General features: G+C 42.0%; 14 protein-coding genes, 1 pseudogene and 1 riboswitch. Of the genes and pseudogenes, 9 read left to right on the top strand and 6 right to left on the bottom strand.

What is annotated here, in order from left to right; genetic code table 11:
* Positions 1-21: 21 nt before the first annotated feature.
* Complete coding sequence (locus ACNOGP_RS01105) at positions 22-1,059, bottom strand: asparaginase (RefSeq protein ID WP_418213871.1); 1,038 nt, start codon at positions 1,057-1,059, stop codon at positions 22-24.
* A gap of 403 nt (positions 1,060-1,462) precedes the next feature.
* On the opposite strand from ACNOGP_RS01105, the gene thrA reads away from it, so the two are divergent.
* The 6 genes from thrA to ACNOGP_RS01075 all read left to right on the top strand — a co-directional run bounded on the left by thrA (position 1,463) and on the right by ACNOGP_RS01075 (position 10,847).
* Positions 1,463-3,898, top strand: coding sequence for a bifunctional aspartate kinase/homoserine dehydrogenase I (thrA, locus tag ACNOGP_RS01100; protein ID WP_007756967.1), 2,436 nt, complete (start codon positions 1,463-1,465; stop codon positions 3,896-3,898).
* 97 nt (positions 3,899-3,995) lie between these two features.
* Complete coding sequence (locus ACNOGP_RS01095; RefSeq protein ID WP_418213870.1) at positions 3,996-5,231, top strand: cofactor-independent phosphoglycerate mutase; 1,236 nt, start codon at positions 3,996-3,998, stop codon at positions 5,229-5,231.
* Between the two features lie 72 nt (positions 5,232-5,303).
* On the top strand, positions 5,304-6,605 hold the full coding sequence (gene thrC, locus ACNOGP_RS01090; RefSeq protein WP_418213869.1) for a threonine synthase: 1,302 nt from the start codon (positions 5,304-5,306) through the stop codon (positions 6,603-6,605).
* A 665-nt stretch (positions 6,606-7,270) separates the two neighbouring features.
* On the top strand, positions 7,271-8,395 hold the full coding sequence (locus tag ACNOGP_RS01085; RefSeq protein WP_418213868.1) for a hypothetical protein: 1,125 nt from the start codon (positions 7,271-7,273) through the stop codon (positions 8,393-8,395).
* Between the two features lie 37 nt (positions 8,396-8,432).
* On the top strand, positions 8,433-9,662 hold the full coding sequence (locus tag ACNOGP_RS01080; RefSeq protein ID WP_418213867.1) for an OmpA family protein: 1,230 nt from the start codon (positions 8,433-8,435) through the stop codon (positions 9,660-9,662).
* A gap of 15 nt (positions 9,663-9,677) precedes the next feature.
* Entirely contained in the window at positions 9,678-10,847 is a 1,170-nt protein-coding gene (locus tag ACNOGP_RS01075) for a hypothetical protein (RefSeq protein WP_418214795.1), read from the top strand.
* A gap of 69 nt (positions 10,848-10,916) precedes the next feature.
* On the opposite strand, the gene ACNOGP_RS01070 is transcribed toward ACNOGP_RS01075, so the two are convergent.
* From ACNOGP_RS01070 to ACNOGP_RS01060, 3 genes are read right to left on the bottom strand one after another with little or no spacing between them, the layout of a single operon-like run.
* Positions 10,917-11,540, bottom strand: a complete 624-nt coding sequence (locus ACNOGP_RS01070) for a thiamine diphosphokinase (protein ID WP_418214722.1) — start codon at positions 11,538-11,540, stop codon at positions 10,917-10,919.
* Positions 11,537-12,145 carry a nicotinamide riboside transporter PnuC gene (pnuC, locus tag ACNOGP_RS01065; RefSeq protein WP_029425893.1) on the bottom strand — a complete coding sequence of 203 codons (609 nt, stop codon included), beginning with the start codon at positions 12,143-12,145 and terminating at the stop codon, positions 11,537-11,539. Before pnuC ends, ACNOGP_RS01070 begins: the two co-directional genes overlap by 4 nt.
* A gap of 20 nt (positions 12,146-12,165) precedes the next feature.
* Positions 12,166-14,454 carry a TonB-dependent receptor gene (locus ACNOGP_RS01060; RefSeq protein ID WP_418213866.1) on the bottom strand — a complete coding sequence of 763 codons (2,289 nt, stop codon included), beginning with the start codon at positions 14,452-14,454 and terminating at the stop codon, positions 12,166-12,168.
* Positions 14,455-14,551: riboswitch (TPP riboswitch) on the bottom strand.
* 127 nt (positions 14,552-14,678) lie between these two features.
* On the opposite strand from ACNOGP_RS01060, the gene ACNOGP_RS01055 reads away from it, so the two are divergent.
* Entirely contained in the window at positions 14,679-15,581 is a 903-nt protein-coding gene (locus ACNOGP_RS01055) for a mechanosensitive ion channel family protein (protein WP_143869089.1), read from the top strand.
* 101 nt (positions 15,582-15,682) lie between these two features.
* Here the strand turns inward: ACNOGP_RS01055 and ACNOGP_RS01050 are convergent, their stop codons facing one another.
* Both ACNOGP_RS01050 and ACNOGP_RS01045 read right to left on the bottom strand, forming a co-directional pair.
* Entirely contained in the window at positions 15,683-15,922 is a 240-nt protein-coding gene (locus ACNOGP_RS01050) for a hypothetical protein (protein WP_032839875.1), read from the bottom strand.
* A gap of 67 nt (positions 15,923-15,989) precedes the next feature.
* Entirely contained in the window at positions 15,990-17,276 is a 1,287-nt protein-coding gene (locus ACNOGP_RS01045) for an O-acetylhomoserine aminocarboxypropyltransferase/cysteine synthase family protein (protein ID WP_418213865.1), read from the bottom strand.
* A 178-nt stretch (positions 17,277-17,454) separates the two neighbouring features.
* Between ACNOGP_RS01045 and ACNOGP_RS01040 the strand changes: the two genes are divergently transcribed.
* Together ACNOGP_RS01040 and ACNOGP_RS01035 are read left to right on the top strand one after the other, a co-directional pair.
* Positions 17,455-17,925, top strand: a complete 471-nt coding sequence (locus ACNOGP_RS01040; protein ID WP_195532588.1) for an Lrp/AsnC family transcriptional regulator — start codon at positions 17,455-17,457, stop codon at positions 17,923-17,925.
* 32 nt (positions 17,926-17,957) lie between these two features.
* Positions 17,958-18,143, top strand: a pseudogene (locus ACNOGP_RS01035) (alpha/beta hydrolase); the annotation flags it as partial.
* Positions 18,144-18,159: the final 16 nt, after the last annotated feature.

The raw sequence follows: 18,159 nt of genomic DNA, 5'->3' as shown, positions 1-18,159 counted from the left end.
CTAATAGAAATAGATGTATGCCTATATAGTTATCTCTCCGGCTATCGAACGGTTCATCCGGTCACGCACTTCATCCGGGGTATATCCGTGTCCTAATAAGAACATTAATTTGGTGACGGCGGACTCCATCGTGCTGTCGTAACCGGAGACAACACCTGCCTGCAATAGTTGATATCCCGTTTCATAGCGTTCCATCTCCACCATTCCCGCACTACATTGTGTCACATTGACGATTACAATCCCTTGTGCGCTGGCCTGGCAAAGTCTTCGGATAAACCACTCTTTACGGGGAGCATTGCCGGAACCGTATGTTTCGAGTACAATCGCTTTCAGCCCTTCGATTCCTAGAACAGTAGCAATTACATTTTCCTGAATTCCCGGGAATAGTTTCAGTACAGCCACGTTCGTATCCAGCAGATAGTGTGGTTTCAACTTATGTTCCTCTCCGTTCGCATGAATCTGTACATTATTATATTTGATATGAATTCCCGCCTCCGCCAGTACCGGATAATTGAATGACCGGAACGCGTTGAAATTCTCCGCATTGATTTTCATTGTGCGGTTACCTCGCATCAAGTGGTTTTCAAAGAAAATGCAGACTTCCGGTACGAGCGCCTTTCCCTCCTTGTTCCGTGCGATGGCAATCTCGATACTTGTCATCAGATTCTCTTTCCCATCCGTGCGAAGTACCCCTATCGGAAGTTGAGAACCCGTCAGGATGACAGGCTTGTCCAACCCTTCCAGCATAAAACTGAGTGCGGAAGCGGTATATGCCATCGTATCCGTGCCGTGCAAGATTACAAACCCTTGATAGCGTTCATAGTTGTCATGAATAACGTGAACCAGCTTTTGCCACATATCCGGTTCCATATCCGAAGAATCCATCGGCGGATCAAACTGATAGGTGTCTATCGGAAAGTTGAATTTCTGCAATTCGGGGATGTGCTTTTGGAGTTGTTCAAAATTGAAATTCTCCAATGCACCTGTTGCGGCGTTCTCAATCATTCCAATTGTTCCGCCGGTATATATTAGCAATACGGAAGTATTTATAGGGTTCATAAGCTGATTTTGCGTATTTATATTCGCAAATATACTAATATAAATGATATATTTATAGCAAAATGATATAAAAGTGAATCTCTGCTGCAATAAGGGATTACTATGAAATATTCTTTTTATCAGAAAAAAACCGAAAAAAGTGATAGATTGAACGTTTTTATTATTACTTTTGCGACACTTATCAAAAACAAGAGTAGAAACAAGGACTATGATGAAGTACTATCCACATACAGTCACATCCATGTGTACCATGACCCTTAGGGGTTGATGGATAGTTTTTGTGTATCTACGTGATTCACGCCTGTATAAGCAGGCAAAATTCAAATTCAATTTTATTCGTAAACAACCAATCGTTCTGTTATAACATATACGCACAGGACATTGCATTTAAATAAGTATCTTCATGAAAGTAATGAAATTCGGCGGAACATCCGTAGGTTCCGTGAACAGCATTTTAAGCGTAAAGAGAATTGTAGAGTCGGCTGCTGAGCCGGTAATTGTAGTTGTTTCCGCATTGGGAGGCATCACTGACAAATTGATAAACACGTCGAAGATGGCGGCAATGGGAGATTCGGCATACGAAGGCGAGTTCCGTGAAATCGTTTATCGTCATGTGGAAATGATTAAAGAAGTGATTCCTGCCGGTGAAAAGCAGACATCATTGCAACGTCAGATCGGAGAACTGCTGAATGAGTTGAAAGACATCTTTCAGGGAATCTATCTGATTAAAGACCTTTCTCCGAAGACATCGGATACCATTGTAAGTTATGGAGAACGTCTTTCCTCTATCATAGTTACCGAACTGATTGAGGGGGCGCAATGGTTCGATTCGCGCACTTTTATCAAGACTGAAAAGAAACATAATAAACATATTCTGGATGCGGAGCTGACTAATGAACTGGTGAAAAAGGCTTTCAGCTCAGTGCCGAAGGTTGCATTGGTGCCCGGATTTATCTCTTCTGATAAGACGACAGGAGATGTGACAAACTTGGGACGTGGCGGTTCGGACTATACGGCTGCCATTATCGCTGCCGCGCTGGATGCGAATAGTCTGGAAATCTGGACGGATGTAGACGGTTTCATGACGGCTGATCCGCGTGTCATTTCAACTGCTTACACAATTACCGAGCTGAGCTATGTAGAAGCGACAGAACTTTGTAACTTCGGTGCGAAAGTAGTTTATCCGCCTACGATTTATCCGGTATGCCATAAGAATATACCTATTATAATAAAGAATACGTTTAATCCCGATGGCGTGGGAACGGTTATCAAACAAGAGGTTTCCAATCCGCAAAGCAAAGCCATTAAGGGTATTTCCTCCATCAATGATACAAGCCTCATTACTGTTCAAGGACTTGGTATGGTAGGGGTGATCGGTGTTAACTACCGTATCTTTAAGGCATTGGCAAAGAACGGAATCAGCGTGTTCCTTGTATCGCAGGCTTCTTCCGAGAACAGTACTTCTATCGGTGTGCGTAATGCCGATGCGGACTTGGCTTGCGAAGTGCTGAATGAGGAGTTTGCAAAAGAGATCGAGATGGGAGAGATTTCCCCGATTCTTGCAGAAAGAGACTTGGCTACGGTGGCTATCGTAGGTGAAAACATGAAACATACACCGGGTATCGCCGGCAAGCTGTTCGGCACATTGGGACGTAACGGTATCAATGTGATAGCCTGTGCACAGGGTGCTTCGGAAACAAATATCTCTTTTGTGGTGGATGCAAAATCTTTGCGTAAGTCCCTCAACGTTATTCACGACTCTTTCTTCTTGTCCGAATACCAGGTACTGAATCTCTTTATCTGCGGTATCGGTACGGTAGGCGGCAGTCTGGTAGAGCAGATTCGTTGTCAGCAACAGAAGTTGATGATGGAAAACGGACTGAAGCTTCATGTGGTAGGTATCATTGATGCGGCTAAAGCGATGTTCAGCCGTGACGGTTTCGACCTCTCCAATTTCCGCGAGGAACTGAAGCAGAAAGGAAAAGACAGCAACTTGCAAACGATTCGTGAAGAGATAGTAGGCATGAATATTTTCAATTCCGTATTTGTTGACTGTACGGCAAGTGCGGATATTGCATCGTTGTACAAGGATTTGTTGCAGCATAACGTCTCTGTCGTTGCTGCCAATAAGATTGCCGCTTCGTCGGCTTACGAGAATTACCGTGAATTGAAGACAATCGCCCGTCAGCGTGGAGTGAAGTATCTGTTTGAAACCAATGTAGGTGCGGGACTTCCGATTATCAACACAATCAACGACTTGATTCACAGTGGTGACAAGATATTGAAGATTGAGGCGGTGCTTTCGGGTACATTGAATTATATCTTTAATAAGATCAGTGCTGATATACCTTTCAGCCGTACCATCAAGATGGCGCAAGAAGAGCGTTATTCCGAACCGGATCCGCGTATCGACCTCAGTGGAAAAGATGTAATCCGTAAATTGGTGATTCTGGCGCGTGAAGCGGGCTATCGTATCGAACAGGAAGATGTGGAAAAGAATCTTTTTGTGCCGAACGATTTCTTTGAAGGTTCTTTGGATGACTTCTGGAAGAAAGTGCCGAGTCTGGATGCGGACTTTGAAGCCCGTCGTCAAGTCTTGGAGAAGGAGAACAAACATTGGCGTTTTGTGGCAAAACTGGAGAATGGAAAAGCCTCTGTCGGCCTGCAGGAAGTCGGAGCCAACCATCCGTTCTATGGTCTGGAGGGCAGCAACAATATCATTCTGCTGACTACGGAACGTTATAAAGAATATCCGATGATGATTCAGGGATACGGTGCCGGTGCCGGTGTGACTGCCGCCGGAGTTTTTGCCGACATCATGAGTATCGCAAACGTTTAATTCAGTTGAGAGTTGAGGCTTGAGAATGGAGAGTGTCCATGTCCATCCGGTTTCTTTTCATTCTCAACTCTCAACTCTCAACTCTCAACTTATTAAAATGAAACATATTATCATATTGGGAGACGGAATGGCCGATTGGCCGGCGAAGTCATTAGGGAACAAGACGCTCCTGCAATATGCAAAGACGCCTTATATGGATAAGTTAGCCCGCATGGGACGTAACGGACGGTTGATAACCGTGGCCGAAGGTTTCCATCCGGGTAGTGAGGTTGCCAATATGTCCGTATTGGGATATGATCTTCCGAAAGTGTACGAGGGTCGCGGACCGCTGGAAGCTGCCAGTATCGGTGTGGACTTGCAACCGGGGGAGATAGCAATGCGTTGCAACTTAATTTGTGTAGAGGGAGAAATCTTGAAGAATCACTCTTCAGGGCATATCTCTACTGAGGAAGCCGACGTGTTGATAAAATACCTGCAAGAAAATTTGGGGGATGACCGCGTACGTTTCCATACGGGAGTTCAGTACCGCCACTTGCTCGTTATTAAAGGCGGTAATAAGGAATTGGACTGCACGCCTCCTCATGATGTGCCTTTGAAGCCTTTCCGTCCGTTGATGGTGAAACCGTTGGTGCCGGAAGCACAGGAAACGGCGGATCTGATTAATGACTTGATTCTGAAATCGCAGGAACTGCTCAAGAATCATCCTTTGAACTTGAAACGTATAGCCGAAGGCAAAGATCCGGCAAACAGTATCTGGCCTTGGAGTCCCGGTTACCGTCCTCAGATGCCTACCTTCTCCGAGACTTTCCCGCAAGTCAAGAAAGGGGCTGTGATTTCAGCAGTCGATTTGATTAACGGAATCGGTTACTATGCCGGTTTGCGCCGTATTGCCGTAGAAGGAGCTACCGGACTTTATAATACGAATTATGAAAATAAAGTAGCCGCTGCCCTCGAAGCTCTGAAAACTGACGATTTTGTTTATCTGCATATCGAAGCCAGCGATGAGGCCGGACATGAAGGAGACATCGACTTGAAACTCCTGACGATCGAGAATCTTGATAAGCGTGCCGTAGGTCCTATTTACGAAGCTGTGAAAGATTGGGACGAACCCGTAGCAATCGCTGTGTTGCCCGATCATCCTACTCCTTGCGAGCTTCGTACGCATACCTCCGAGCCTGTTCCGTTCTTTATCTGGTATCCGGGCATTGAGCCGGATGAGGTGCAGACGTTCGATGAGGTGGCTGCTTGTAACGGTAGTTACGGTTTGCTGAAAGAAGACGAGTTTATAAAAGCATTCATGAATTTCACACTCACCACAGATTACACGGATTAACACAGATTATTTTCTCGTAATTTCTAATCTGTGTGAATCCGTGTAATCCGTGGTGAACTTAAAATAATAACAATGAAATATTATAGTACCAATAAACAGGCTCCGATCGCTTCTTTGCAAGAAGCAGTCGTTAAAGGCCTTGCCGCAGACAAAGGTTTGTTCATGCCGATGTCCATCAAACCTCTTTCGCAAGAGTTTTACGATACGATTGATACGTTGTCTTTTCAAGAGATAGCGTATCGTGTAGCCGATGCTTTCTTTGGAGAAGACATTCCGGCAGAAACGTTGAAGCAGATTGTATATGATACTTTGAGTTTTGATGTACCGTTGGTAAAGGTATCGGAGAATATTTATTCCCTCGAACTTTTCCATGGTCCCACTTTGGCGTTCAAAGATGTAGGCGGTCGTTTCATGGCACGTCTGCTGGGATATTTTATAAAGAAAGAAGGACAGAAGAACGTAAATGTGCTGGTGGCGACTTCCGGTGATACGGGAAGTGCGGTGGCTAATGGATTCTTAGGAGTGGAAGGTATCCATGTATATGTGCTTTACCCGAAAGGGAAGGTCAGTGAGATTCAGGAAAAGCAATTTACTACGTTGGGACAGAATATTACCGCGCTCGAAGTGGACGGAACATTCGACGACTGTCAGGCATTGGTAAAGTCGGCTTTCATGGATAAGGAGTTGAATGAACATCTTTCTTTGACTTCCGCTAATTCCATTAACGTAGCCCGTTTTCTTCCGCAGGCGTTTTATTATTTCTATGCATACGCCCAGTTGAAACGTGCCGGAAAGGCGGACAATGCAGTGATCTGTGTACCTAGCGGAAACTTTGGAAATATCACAGCTGGATTGTTTGGCAAAAAGATGGGCTTGCCTGTGAAGCGTTTTATTGCCGCCAACAACCGTAATGATATTTTCTATCAATATCTGCAAACCGGTAAATACAGTCCCCGTCCTTCCATTGCTACCATTGCCAACGCCATGGACGTGGGCGATCCGAGTAACTTTGCCCGTGTGCTCGATTTGTACGGAGGTTCTCATGCGGCTATCTCAGCCGAGATTTCGGGAACTACTTATACCGACGAACAAATTCGCGAGACAGTGAAAGAGACTTGGAAAGATCATCATTACCTGCTTGACCCTCACGGTGCTTGCGGTTATCGTGCGTTGATGGACGGCTTGCAACCGGGTGAAACCGGAGTATTCTTGGAAACAGCTCATCCTGCCAAGTTCCTCGAAACAGTAGAAGGTATTATTGGCGAGGCTGTGGAAATCCCTGGCAAATTGCAGGAGTTTATGAAAGGTGAGAAGAAGAGCCTGCCTATGTCTAAAGACTTTGCGGACTTTAAAAAGTATCTACTAGCGCTTTAATCGTATGGAAGTTTTGTCTTACGAGGAAATTTAAAATACGGCTTTTATTGTCACTTGTTACTTTTGAAAGATAGCATGCTCATAATCAGAATTGATTCAGTGACGATAAATGGTGACAATAGAATAGTTTTATACTTCTATTGTCACTTTTAAGTTATAAAATATAGGCTTTCTAGCTGCAAAGTGTAGGAAAAGGTAAGTTGTCTTTTTCGGTATCAGAGTTGAATTTTAATAGAAATTTACAGTACGTTTGTCTATGTCTGAGATGAACAATAACCTTGGTAAATAGCTTCGATAGCATGGATTATGTGTGATAATATGCTCAATGATTTAAGAATTGATAATAAAATAAGGGCAAGTGTATGGTAAATCATTAAAAGATATGTATATTTGCCGACATAGCTAAAGAAGGCGTTCTAAAGCTTTTTTGTAAATAAGATAAAAAGAAGCGTTGTGCTTCATTCTTGTCAACGAAAACCTGAGAAATTTTCAACAGAGTACAAGAATGGCATGAGCGGTTCTCACGTGTATAGCGTGGGACTGCTGTCCATTTTGTACTCTTGGTTTTCTCAGGACCTTCGTTGACGGAATGGCACGCAGTTCCACGTTTCCGTTTTTATAAATTCTGCCTTGGGGACTGCGGACAGAGCAAACATATATTAATTATGAAAGTTAAGCTTTTATGTACTATGTTATTACTAGGATGGTTCATGACTTCATGTAGTAATAATGAAGATGAATCGAATGATGAAAGAGTATTAGATGAAAATGATGTACCTGGTGGGGATGAGTCACCAGATGACCAAAAAAATGAGTATGTTTGGGATGGTAGCTATCCAACTGATATTGTTATGGCAAAGAAATGGTTGGGCAATCCTTCTATTTTTGATACAGATGGTTCTAAGTGTGTATTTGTTATCAATAGTGTTAAACAATTAACGGCTTTACATATATTAGTCTGCAATAAAGCTAAAATAGATAATACGCATGATTACATGTTTCCATATTATGTGAATGCAACTTATAAGTTATCTACAGATTTAGATTTGAATGGTAAAGAATGGACTCCAATTGGTTGGAATTCGGCGGTAGGTGATGAATGGACTTCTTTCTTTTCAGGACGTTTTGATGGACAAGGGCATCGTATAACAGGGCTGAATATCTCAATGGATATGGGTGATTGTTCATTATCAAAGGCTTATCTTGGCTTTCTGTCTAGCTGGAGTAATGTGAATAACTTAAGAGTTGAAGGTGATATTAGTATTTCGAATTATAAAGGTTTATATTTGAATGTAGGAGGAGTTGTGGGTATGAGCAGTAATTGCTCATTTTGTAGTTTTGAAGGACATATACAGTTAAAAAATTGTATGTATGACAAGGCTGTGCCGGAGAAGAGTCAACAGAGAAATGTTGGTGGTATTTTAGGGGAAAATAGGGGTGGTGATCACATAAGAGCATGTTTTGCAGATGTGACAATACAGGGAGAGAATATCGATAAGAATAATCGGTGGGGAGGAATTCTGGGTGAGGATCATTATAGCATAGTGGATAAACTCGAACCACACGTTTATGGATGTACTTGGTATTATGATGAGATAAATCAAAAAGGATATAAACAATGCTATTCTGGTTGGAACCAAACTGCATTTTTTCAGAAATATGAAAATGCTTCTTTTTGTAATGTTTCAGAATTGGACGAACGAGTGGGTATAATGAATAATCATGCAAAAGGAGAAGATGAATACCGTTGGAGTATGGATGGAACTTTATTAAAACTTGTGAAATTATGATTGATCTGTTTATTTACCCTTTAAATTGGCCGTTGATATGAAAACTTATAATATTGTATTATTCTTTCTTATTATTTTATGTAGTAATTTTTGTGATTTGGCTATGGCGCAATCAGATGATAAGTCTGATAGGATAAGGTTCGGTGTAAAAGGGGGAGTACATCTCTCTACTATGCATTATTCAAATCTTGATTCTTACAGTCCCGAATGGCTTTCCAATGGAGTCGGAGGACTATTCGCTGAATTTGATTTAGGCGAGAAACGAAAGTTCACTATTCGTCCGGAGATACTTTTTCTTTCTCGAAGTGCTGAAATAAAAGATGATAATATCTTTTATAAATTAAAAGCGAAATATACTGATTTTCGTATACCTCTTATTTACAATTTCTCTAATCCATCTAAAGTAAGTCCTTACATTTATGTAACTCCTATATTGGGGATAGCCAGGGGAGGTAAAATTAACTATACTGAATATTATGATGGTGAAGCGTATGAATGGGACCCTTTGGAGGTTAGTGATGCAAATCTTTCCAAAATGAATTTCAGTGTTGCAGCCGGGCTTGGTGTTCGAATACCTGTTAAGATAGCTACTGAAAAAAAAAATTATCTGGCGTTGGAGGCTAATTATCAATATGGCATTACAAATACTTATGGCGGTAAAGAGAAAGATGGAGAAGCTATTGCCGTTAATCAAGCGATATATGATATTACCGGTATGCGTAGACATCAAGGAATAGAGCTAACTGCCGCTTTATCCGTTCCTTTGAGTGTTTTTAAAAAGACACCCAAGAAAGAAAAACCGATTTCGATTATTAAGACTGAGACATCTGTCATCGTGGAACAAGCACCGATAGTCGTTGAAAAGGAAAAACCGTGTTATACATTGGAAGAAATTCTTGATTTAATTGTTGCTCAGAAACCCATTACAGGAAAAACTATTTGTGCGGTAGACGTCATCAATTTTGAGTTTGGGAAAAGTTCTATAAATAAGAACTCGTATGCTTATCTTGATAAAATAGTAATGTTGATGAAAAGGACGAATCTTTGCATCGAAATCAAAGGACATACGGATAATGTTGGGAAAGAGGATTTTAATCTGGAACTTTCTAGAAAAAGAGCAAAGGCTGTTTATGATTACTTGATTAAAAAAGGTGTCAGCCCTTCCAAACTTTCTTATACTTATTATGGAATGACTAAGCCGATTGCTTCCAATGATACGGAAGAAGGCAGATTAATTAACCGTAGAGTGGAATTTGAGATTAAATAAATAGGAGGATAAAATATGAAAACTACATATTTACTATTGGAACGGATAAAAATGTCTTTAGCGATATTATTTTGTCTTTTTGTGATATCAAGTTGTATTTCTGATGGATACGAAACCGTTGTGTTGGAAAAAGGGAATACGCAAGCGCGCAAAATGCTTTTAGGAGGATGGAAACTATCGTCTAAAACTGTGGTGGACGAGAATGGAAAAGAAATATCCCGAGAAGATATTTCAGAGGATTCTATGTTGGAATTCTTTGATGATGGAAGCTGTATAGAGACATTTCCCGATGGCAATACAATGAAACAGGATTGGAGCTTGTCCGATGACTTTTATTCTGTTTCAATTTCGGATGCGCATTATGAAATATATACATTGGGAAAAAATATTCTGGTCTTGATTATAGAGTACGAAGAGCATTATCTGAAGTTGATTTATTATAAAGTATCGTCTCCTGAACCGGAAGAAGAAGGCGAAGGAGAGATTGGAGGAATAGATGATAATAATCCTTATAGACCGTATGCAGCAGATAAAAAAGTTACAAAGATTGTTGTTGACGGATCGAATACTTATACTTTCGAATATGATAGTAAGGGACGTATCATGAGATATAAAACTCCAAGTAAGACTTATACGTTCACCTATGATGATACAAAGGTTTATTTGTGGTTTAATGGGAAAATCGTTAATACAGGCTTGGTTGGTTCTAACGGTTATTTGACAACAATATGGGAAGGTTATGACGCTAGCAGAGGAGTAAGTACGTTTACTTATAACTCGAACAAGAATATAAGTAAGTTGGAATATGAGGGAAATGTTACGCAGATTTGGACACCAATTTATTCCGGTGGTAATATGGAGAGGTTGTATAGTGACGGTTCTCATAATTTCACTTATCATTCTTCTTTGGATAATTATTTGAACATAGACCTAAACGGATTCATATCTGCCATGTATCAATGGGAATGGTTTATGCATGATGCAGAAGTTATTTGGGGGTTGTTTGATTTTTATGGAAAACGATCTGTAGATTTTCTTAGCAAAGAGAAAACTAATCAATGGACTAATTCCTTTGATTATTATTGGGCGGAGAGGGATGACCTCTTTGCTTTACGCATTACTCAAATGAGAACAGGGCTTAATGCAAACTTTAATAGAAAGTATGAAATATATACTACTGATTAATAATTAGTGTTGTTACTAAAAATGGCTGAAATGAAGTAGGGTTTTTCTATTTCATTTCGGTCTTTTGTCTTAATGAGCAAGATAAACAAGATACTCTCCTATGCAATGGATTGTGAATTGATTGGCTGTAGCCTCATTGAGTGTACCTTGCCACCAATTGCTAAAGTCACTGAGAGGATAAACCAATTCTTTTCCTTTCAATCCTTTTGCTCCGAAATTGATAATGGAAACTTGCTGACCGGGATGCGACTCGAATGTCTGTGTACCACTGGCGGGCATAAATACACCGTAATCGGTAATAGTTCTGACTTCCAGATTCTCTTTCATATAGTCTATGAGCAGACTGATATTTCCTAATGTATGATCTTCCCGTTTGCCGGTGGCTCCTACGATGGCAATCTTCCGATAGCCTTTCTTTTGCAGAAACAGGACAGCTTTGGTCTGGTCGTTCGTCTCTTGGTCGGCTATCCGGTGGATGATAGGAGCAAACAATTCCTTATATTCCGGTGAAAGGGAGTCACCGTCGCCGATAATCACATCCGGAGTATGTCCGCGTGAAATATATTCATTGGCTGCCCCGTCACAGCAAACTACGAATTTTGCCTCTTCCAACATTCGTAAAGGAAGAGGATGGGTAGGATATTCGCCATTGGCAAGTATCACAGCCTCAGGAGTATAGTGCTCGTTTATCATGGTACGCTCATTAATCTTTTCCATTTAAAGTAGCCAAAGATAGCGATAATGGAATAAAGTCCGTATAAAGCAGAGGTGAAATAAAGGTCTTTATAAATATAAAGTCCGCAACAGACTATATCGACAAGAATCCAGGCAAACCACTGTTCGATATACTTGCGTGCCAACATCCACATACCCACAATACTTAGTGCCGTAGTGAAACTATCCAACCATGGCACGTTACTGTCGGTGTACTCGATAAGTATCCAGGCAATGCCGAGAAATGAAATGATAAATACAAAGAAAAGAGGGAGATAATATCTACACGGAGTATGGACGATAGAAAGTTGTTGCAATTTATCATTTTTTTCCATGTCGGCAGATTCCCGGCTTTTTCCTTTTCTTCGTCCCCACATCCAGAAAAACCATCCATAGACCGCCGCTATCAGATAATAGATATTGATACCGAAGTCTGCATACAGCCCCGCTTTGTAATAGACGAAGATGTAGATAGCAGGCATGATGATACCCGCTATCCAAAGATAGATGCTTGCCCGGTATTCCAACCAAAGGTAGACCAAACCGACTACTGTACCGAATATTTCAAGGAAATTCATATCCATCATTCAAGCCTGTATTTTATTTAGAAACGGAGGGTGAGGTGTGCCAGAATATTGGTACCTGCCATCGGGTAGAAGCGTGGATCATGCTTTATCGCATACGCTTTTGTCTTATCCCCATTCTCATAAAGTGCCACACTTTGGGAGTATCCGTTTGTCTCATATTTCGTATTGAACAAGTTATAGACGGTAGCTCCTATCGTGATTCGCTTTGTGTGGCGGGTTTTAAAGGAGTAAGAGGCACTCAGGTGATTGACGAAATAAGCATCGAGTGAATTCTCTTTTGTACCGAAATTGTCGAGATACTGGCGGCTGACATATTGTGACTGGAGAGCAATTTCCAGTCCGTTGCTTCCGAGAGTAATCAGGCTGTTTCCGATGAAAGAAGGAGAGAAGGCGATCGGAGTGTTTCCACCCTCGATAGCTGTCTGCGTATATAAGTCATCGACAATCTCACCATTCACCAGGCTTTCATCATACACATAACCTACGTAGTTCTTGATACGGTTTTTGCTCCATGTGCCGTTAAGATCCCAACGCAGCCAATCATTGAATTTTGCGCCTAATGACAACTCGATCCCCATGCGATAGCTGTCTTTTACGTTCTCTGCCATCGCTTCGCCTATATCATTGGTCTTTCCGTTCAATACCAACTGGTCTGTGTAGTCCATATAATACAGGTTTACACCGGCCGTAAACCATTCACTACGGTAGGTATATCCCAACTCATAGTCCAATAACTTTTCCGCTGTGGGATGTTCGTCAAACATTCCATCCGTATAATTGTTGCGGGTAGGTTCTTTCTGAGCTACCGAGAAAGAGGCGTATGTGCTATGGTTCGGATTGATTTGCCAGAAAAGTCCGGCTTTCGGATTGAAGAAGCTGAAGTGTTCTCTCACATCCAGTCGCTGCAAACGCTCGGGAGTAGCGGTGAAGTCCCATTTATCATTATCCCCATCAATCGTATAACGGATATAACGGTATTGCAGATCTGCGTAGGCACTCAGGCTGCCGGTCAGTTGGTAATTGGCTTTCAAATAGATATTCCCGTCCGTCTTTCCGCCGTTATTACGGTAATACTCATGTTCCGGGTCGAGTTGTTCGGTATAATTCTTTACCCACAAAACTTTTCCATAATGGTCGTTACTGTATCGGTTGAGTCCGCCGCCTAGCGAAGCGTTCAGTCTTTCATTCTGGTAATTCAGAGAGAAGATACCGCCGCCGAAATCACTGTCCACCAACTTCTGGCGTACGAGATTTGTTTTCTTCTGCGGTTCGCTGTTATCCGGCAGGTAGAAAGGCTTCAAACCATATTCCTCCAATGTACGTCCGTTCTTGTATTCCTGATAATAACCGAAGCCATTGGTATAATGGAAAGCGATATTCAGATTCCATGCCGGAGAGAAGATATGATTGAACAGAAGTTGATAATGTGTCTGTCGGTAATTATCCGTTTGATCATCATAAAAGCCGATCGGATTACCTTTTCCTTTATTATCATCCAGAATGACTCCGTTCGGATTATATGTCCGGTCGTTCTCCAGTTGTTCTTTGCTGATACCGTCCCAAGCATGATAAGTCTTCTCCTTTCCACCGAAAGTGATAAACTTGATCGTTGTGCTCTCACCGAAGTAACCGCCTTGCACGAAATATGATTTCAGGTCTGATGAGGCGCGGTCGCGGTATCCGTCACTCTGGATATTAGAGAGCCGCGCATCGAATGCCCAATATTTGTTAATCAGCCCGGTCCCGACTTTGATCGTTTCTTTGTGCGTGTTGAATGAACCGTAAGAGCCGGAAACTTCGGCGTATGGTTGGGATGAAATGCTTTGCGTACGCATATTGATACTGGCGCCGAATGCTCCCGAACCGTTGGTCGATGTGCCTGCTCCCCGTTGAATCTGCATATCTTCCAGAGAAGAGGCGAAGTCGGGAGTATTTACCCAGAAGATAGCGTGGCTCTCCGCATCGTTCATCGGAATACCGTTGGCGGTGACGTTAATACGGGTAGCGTCCGTTCCGCGAACGCGAATCGTAGTATATCCTACTCCCGCTCCGGCATCTGAGGTTGTCAGTACGGAAGGAGTGGCAGATAATAGGAATGGGATATCCTGTCCGAAATTCTGTTTACTGATCTGTTCTTTTCTTACATTGGTGAATGCTACCGGAGTTTTCGCCGTAGCACGCGTGGATACTACCTGCACTTCTTGCAGGTTTACAACTTTCAGACTGTCCGCTTTAGCACTCGTCTGTGCATGGACAGCAAAGCCTGCGCCCGATAAGGCGATGGCCATCATAACAATTCTTTTCATCTTGCTTATTTGTTAGTTCTCTACGCCGGCATTACCCGGTTCAGATTCTATGGGTATGTTCTCAGCCCGTCATGTTAAGGCACCCCTACCAGTGAATCGGATGCAAAAATACAGCATTTACAGGAGGAAAGCAAAAAAAACTTTTAGATTTGCTAAAAACAATATAACTTTGCAATTCGTTAAAAAGGACAAACAACCATTTATTCATTTAATACATTTAGATTATGTTACTATTATTTCAAGCAACACAAGCTGCGGATTCCGTGCAAGTGGCCGCAGATGAGCTGATGAAAGAGGCGATTGCCAACGCTGAAGGTTTGGACAAGCTTTCATTGATAACCCAACAACTGATTGATTTTGGTATTCGTGCCGGAGAACGTATCCTGATAGCGGTCATTGTCTTTATCGTAGGGCGTTTCCTTATTTCGATGCTCAATAAATTTGTAGGGCGTTTGATGGATAAGAGAAAGGTTGATATAAGTATCAAAACTTTCGTCCGGAGTTTGGTGAATATCCTATTGACTATTCTGTTGATTATTTCGGTTGTCGGTGCTTTGGGAGTAGAAACAACTTCGTTTGCGGCTTTGCTGGCATCTGCCGGTGTGGCTGTCGGTATGGCGTTATCCGGTAACTTGCAGAACTTTGCCGGAGGACTGATCGTGTTGCTGTTCAAACCTTATAAAGTAGGCGATTGGATTGAAAGTCAGGGCGTTTCGGGCACAGTAAAAGAAATACAGATTTTCCACACTATTCTGACTACTGCGGATAACAAAGTGATTTATGTACCGAACGGAGCGATGAGTAGCGGTGTGGTTACCAATTATAGTAATCAGGTGACTCGTCGTGTAGAGTGGATTGTAGGAATCGATTATGGAGAAGATTATGACAAGGTACAGGAAGTCGTTTATGAGATTCTTGCTGCCGATAAGCGTATCCTGAATGAACCCGCCCCATTTGTAGCTCTTCATGCATTGGACGCAAGCAGTGTGAATGTAGTAGCGCGTGTTTGGGTGAACAGCTCGGATTATTGGGGAGTTTATTTCGACATCAACAAGGCTATTTACGAAACCTTCAATGAAAAGGGTATCAATTTCCCGTTCCCGCAGCTTACAGTGCATCAAGGCTGATTATCATACCGTATATAATAGAAAACGAGAGAGTCTCACTTTTGTGGAACTCTCTCGTTTTATTTAGAACAATAGTCTGGTGTGATTGAATGAATTTACTTTTATTTAATACCGAAATCTTCGGCTAGCTCGTATCTGTCTTCTTTAATCCCCAGTACGTGATTGATTTTCCTTCTTTTTTCAAGATCCTTGAAATAATTTTCTACGACCTGATAGAGATTAAAGTTTGTAGTAGATCCGGCGGCTAAATCGAGTGACTCCACCAGCTTTTCTACGGCTTGATGGATTTTCTCTGCGTCTATCAGATGCAGTTCGTTACTGTGTATTAAATATTTTTCCATAACTGCAATGTTTTAATGTTATATTGGTATAACATCTTGTAGTCATGGAAAGTTCAATGATTGAGTGTTAGATTTTGGCAAGCGCCTGATCCAAATCCGCAATCAGGTCATCAATATGTTCCGTTCCAATTGATAAACGTACGGTGCCCGGATAAATCTCCTGTTCGGCGAGTTCCTGTGCATTGAGCTGTGAATGGGTAGTGCTTGCCGGGTGGATCACCAATGATTTCACATCGGCAACATTGGCAAGCAGGGAGAAAATCTCCAGGCTGTCGATGAAGCGGTGTGCTTCTTCTTGTCCGCCTTTTACCTCGAAAGTAAAAATGGAACCGGCACCATTCGGGAAGTAACGTTGATACAGTGCATGGTCAGGATGATTGGATAATGACGGATGGTTCACTTTCTTCACTTTCGGGTGATTGTTTAAGAAATTCACTACCTTCAATGCATTTTCTACATGGCGTTCTACGCGCAAGGAAAGAGTTTCCAAGCCTTGCAACAGGATAAAAGCGTTGAATGGACTGATGGTGGCACCTGTGTCGCGCAGCAGAATAGCCCGGATACGGATGGCATAGGCAGCCGGACCGGCTGCATCAACGAAGCGTACGCCATGATAGCACGGATCAGGTTCGGTTAGTTGTGGAAATTTGCCGGAAGCTACCCAGTCGAATTTGCCCGAATCTACAATGACTCCTCCTAATGAAGAACCGTGTCCGCCAATGAATTTTGTTGCAGAATGTACTACGATATCTGCTCCGTGTTCGATGGGGCGGATTAAATACGGAGTACCGAACGTGTTATCAATAATCAAAGGAATTTTGTGGTGGTGAGCTATTTCAGCTACTGCCTCTATATCAATGATATTTGAGTTCGGATTTCCCAGCGTCTCGATAAATACGGCTTTCGTATTTTCCTGAATGGCTTTTTCAAAGTTCGATAAATCACTTGGATCAACGAATGTTGTTGTGATGCCATAGCTGGGTAAGGTATGAGCCAGTAAGTTATAACTTCCTCCATAAATAGTTTTGGCTGCTACAATATGGTCGCCTGCGCGAGTGATGTTCTCGAAAGCATAAGTGATAGCAGCGGCACCCGAAGCAACTGCCAGCCCTGCTACTCCTCCTTCAAGAGCGGCTACGCGTTGTTCAAAAACTCCTTGAGTGGAGTTGGTCAGGCGGCCGTAGATGTTTCCCGGGTCCTGCAGGCCGAAACGTGCGGCTGCGTGAGCAGAGTTGTGAAATACATAAGAGGTAGTCTGATAAATGGGTACTGCACGGGCATCTGTTGACGGATCTGCTTGTTCTTGTCCTACATGAACTTGTAAAGTCTCGAAATGTAAATTCTTTGTTGCCATAATCGTATGTTTTTTAAGTTTTATATTCTTTCTTTATTTTCTTGCAAAGTTATGGGATGTAGATATATCGAACAATATTTGGCTTAAGTATAGAAAATAATGCTATTTTTGTGCCGTTATATGGAATAATGTATCTGCATTATTCCTAAAAGTCACCTTTTAGAAGAATATTTTTCTTATGGATACTTTTGATAAACTGGATAGAGTCGATTTGCAAATACTCCGTACTTTGCAAGAAAACGCCCGATTGACAACTAAAGAGCTGGCTGCACGGGTGAGCCTTTCTTCAACTCCTGTTTTTGAACGTCTTAAACGGTTGGAGAGTGGAGGATATATAAAGAAGTATATTGCCGTGTTGGATGCGGAAAAGCTGAATCAGGGATTTGTCGTGTTCTGCCGTGTGAAGCTTAGACGTCTGAACAGGGATATAGCAGCCGAGTTTACACGGATCATACAGGATATTCCTGAAGTAACCGAATGTTATAACATATCAGGAAGTTATGATTACCTGTTGAAGATTCATGCTCCCAATATGAAATATTATCAGGAGTTTATTCTGAATGTGTTGGGGACGATTGATAGCTTGGGATCACTGGAAAGCACGTTTGTGATGGCTGAAGTGAAGCATCAATATGGGATACATATTTAGTTCGTTGTGTGATAGTCTGAAATTTATCTTGTATATTTGCTACCCGATATCCGCAGTTGATAAGTAAAGCTATATTTATGGATCATCGCAGAATGATAATGCCCGGAATACAGAATCCTTGACTCTGTACACTAAGAGGATGCGATTATGATGCAGGCTCTGGAGTGTTACCTACTGAAAAGGAGCAGGAACAATGCCGGATGAAGGTTGTAAAAGTTTTATTTTATTCAATGG

The organism is Bacteroides difficilis (assembly GCF_048319815.1).
In the GTDB taxonomy this organism is placed as follows: domain Bacteria; phylum Bacteroidota; class Bacteroidia; order Bacteroidales; family Bacteroidaceae; genus Bacteroides; species Bacteroides zhangwenhongii.
Note: the sequence above shows the minus strand (reverse complement) of the source record. Positions and strands in the feature narration are given on the sequence as shown.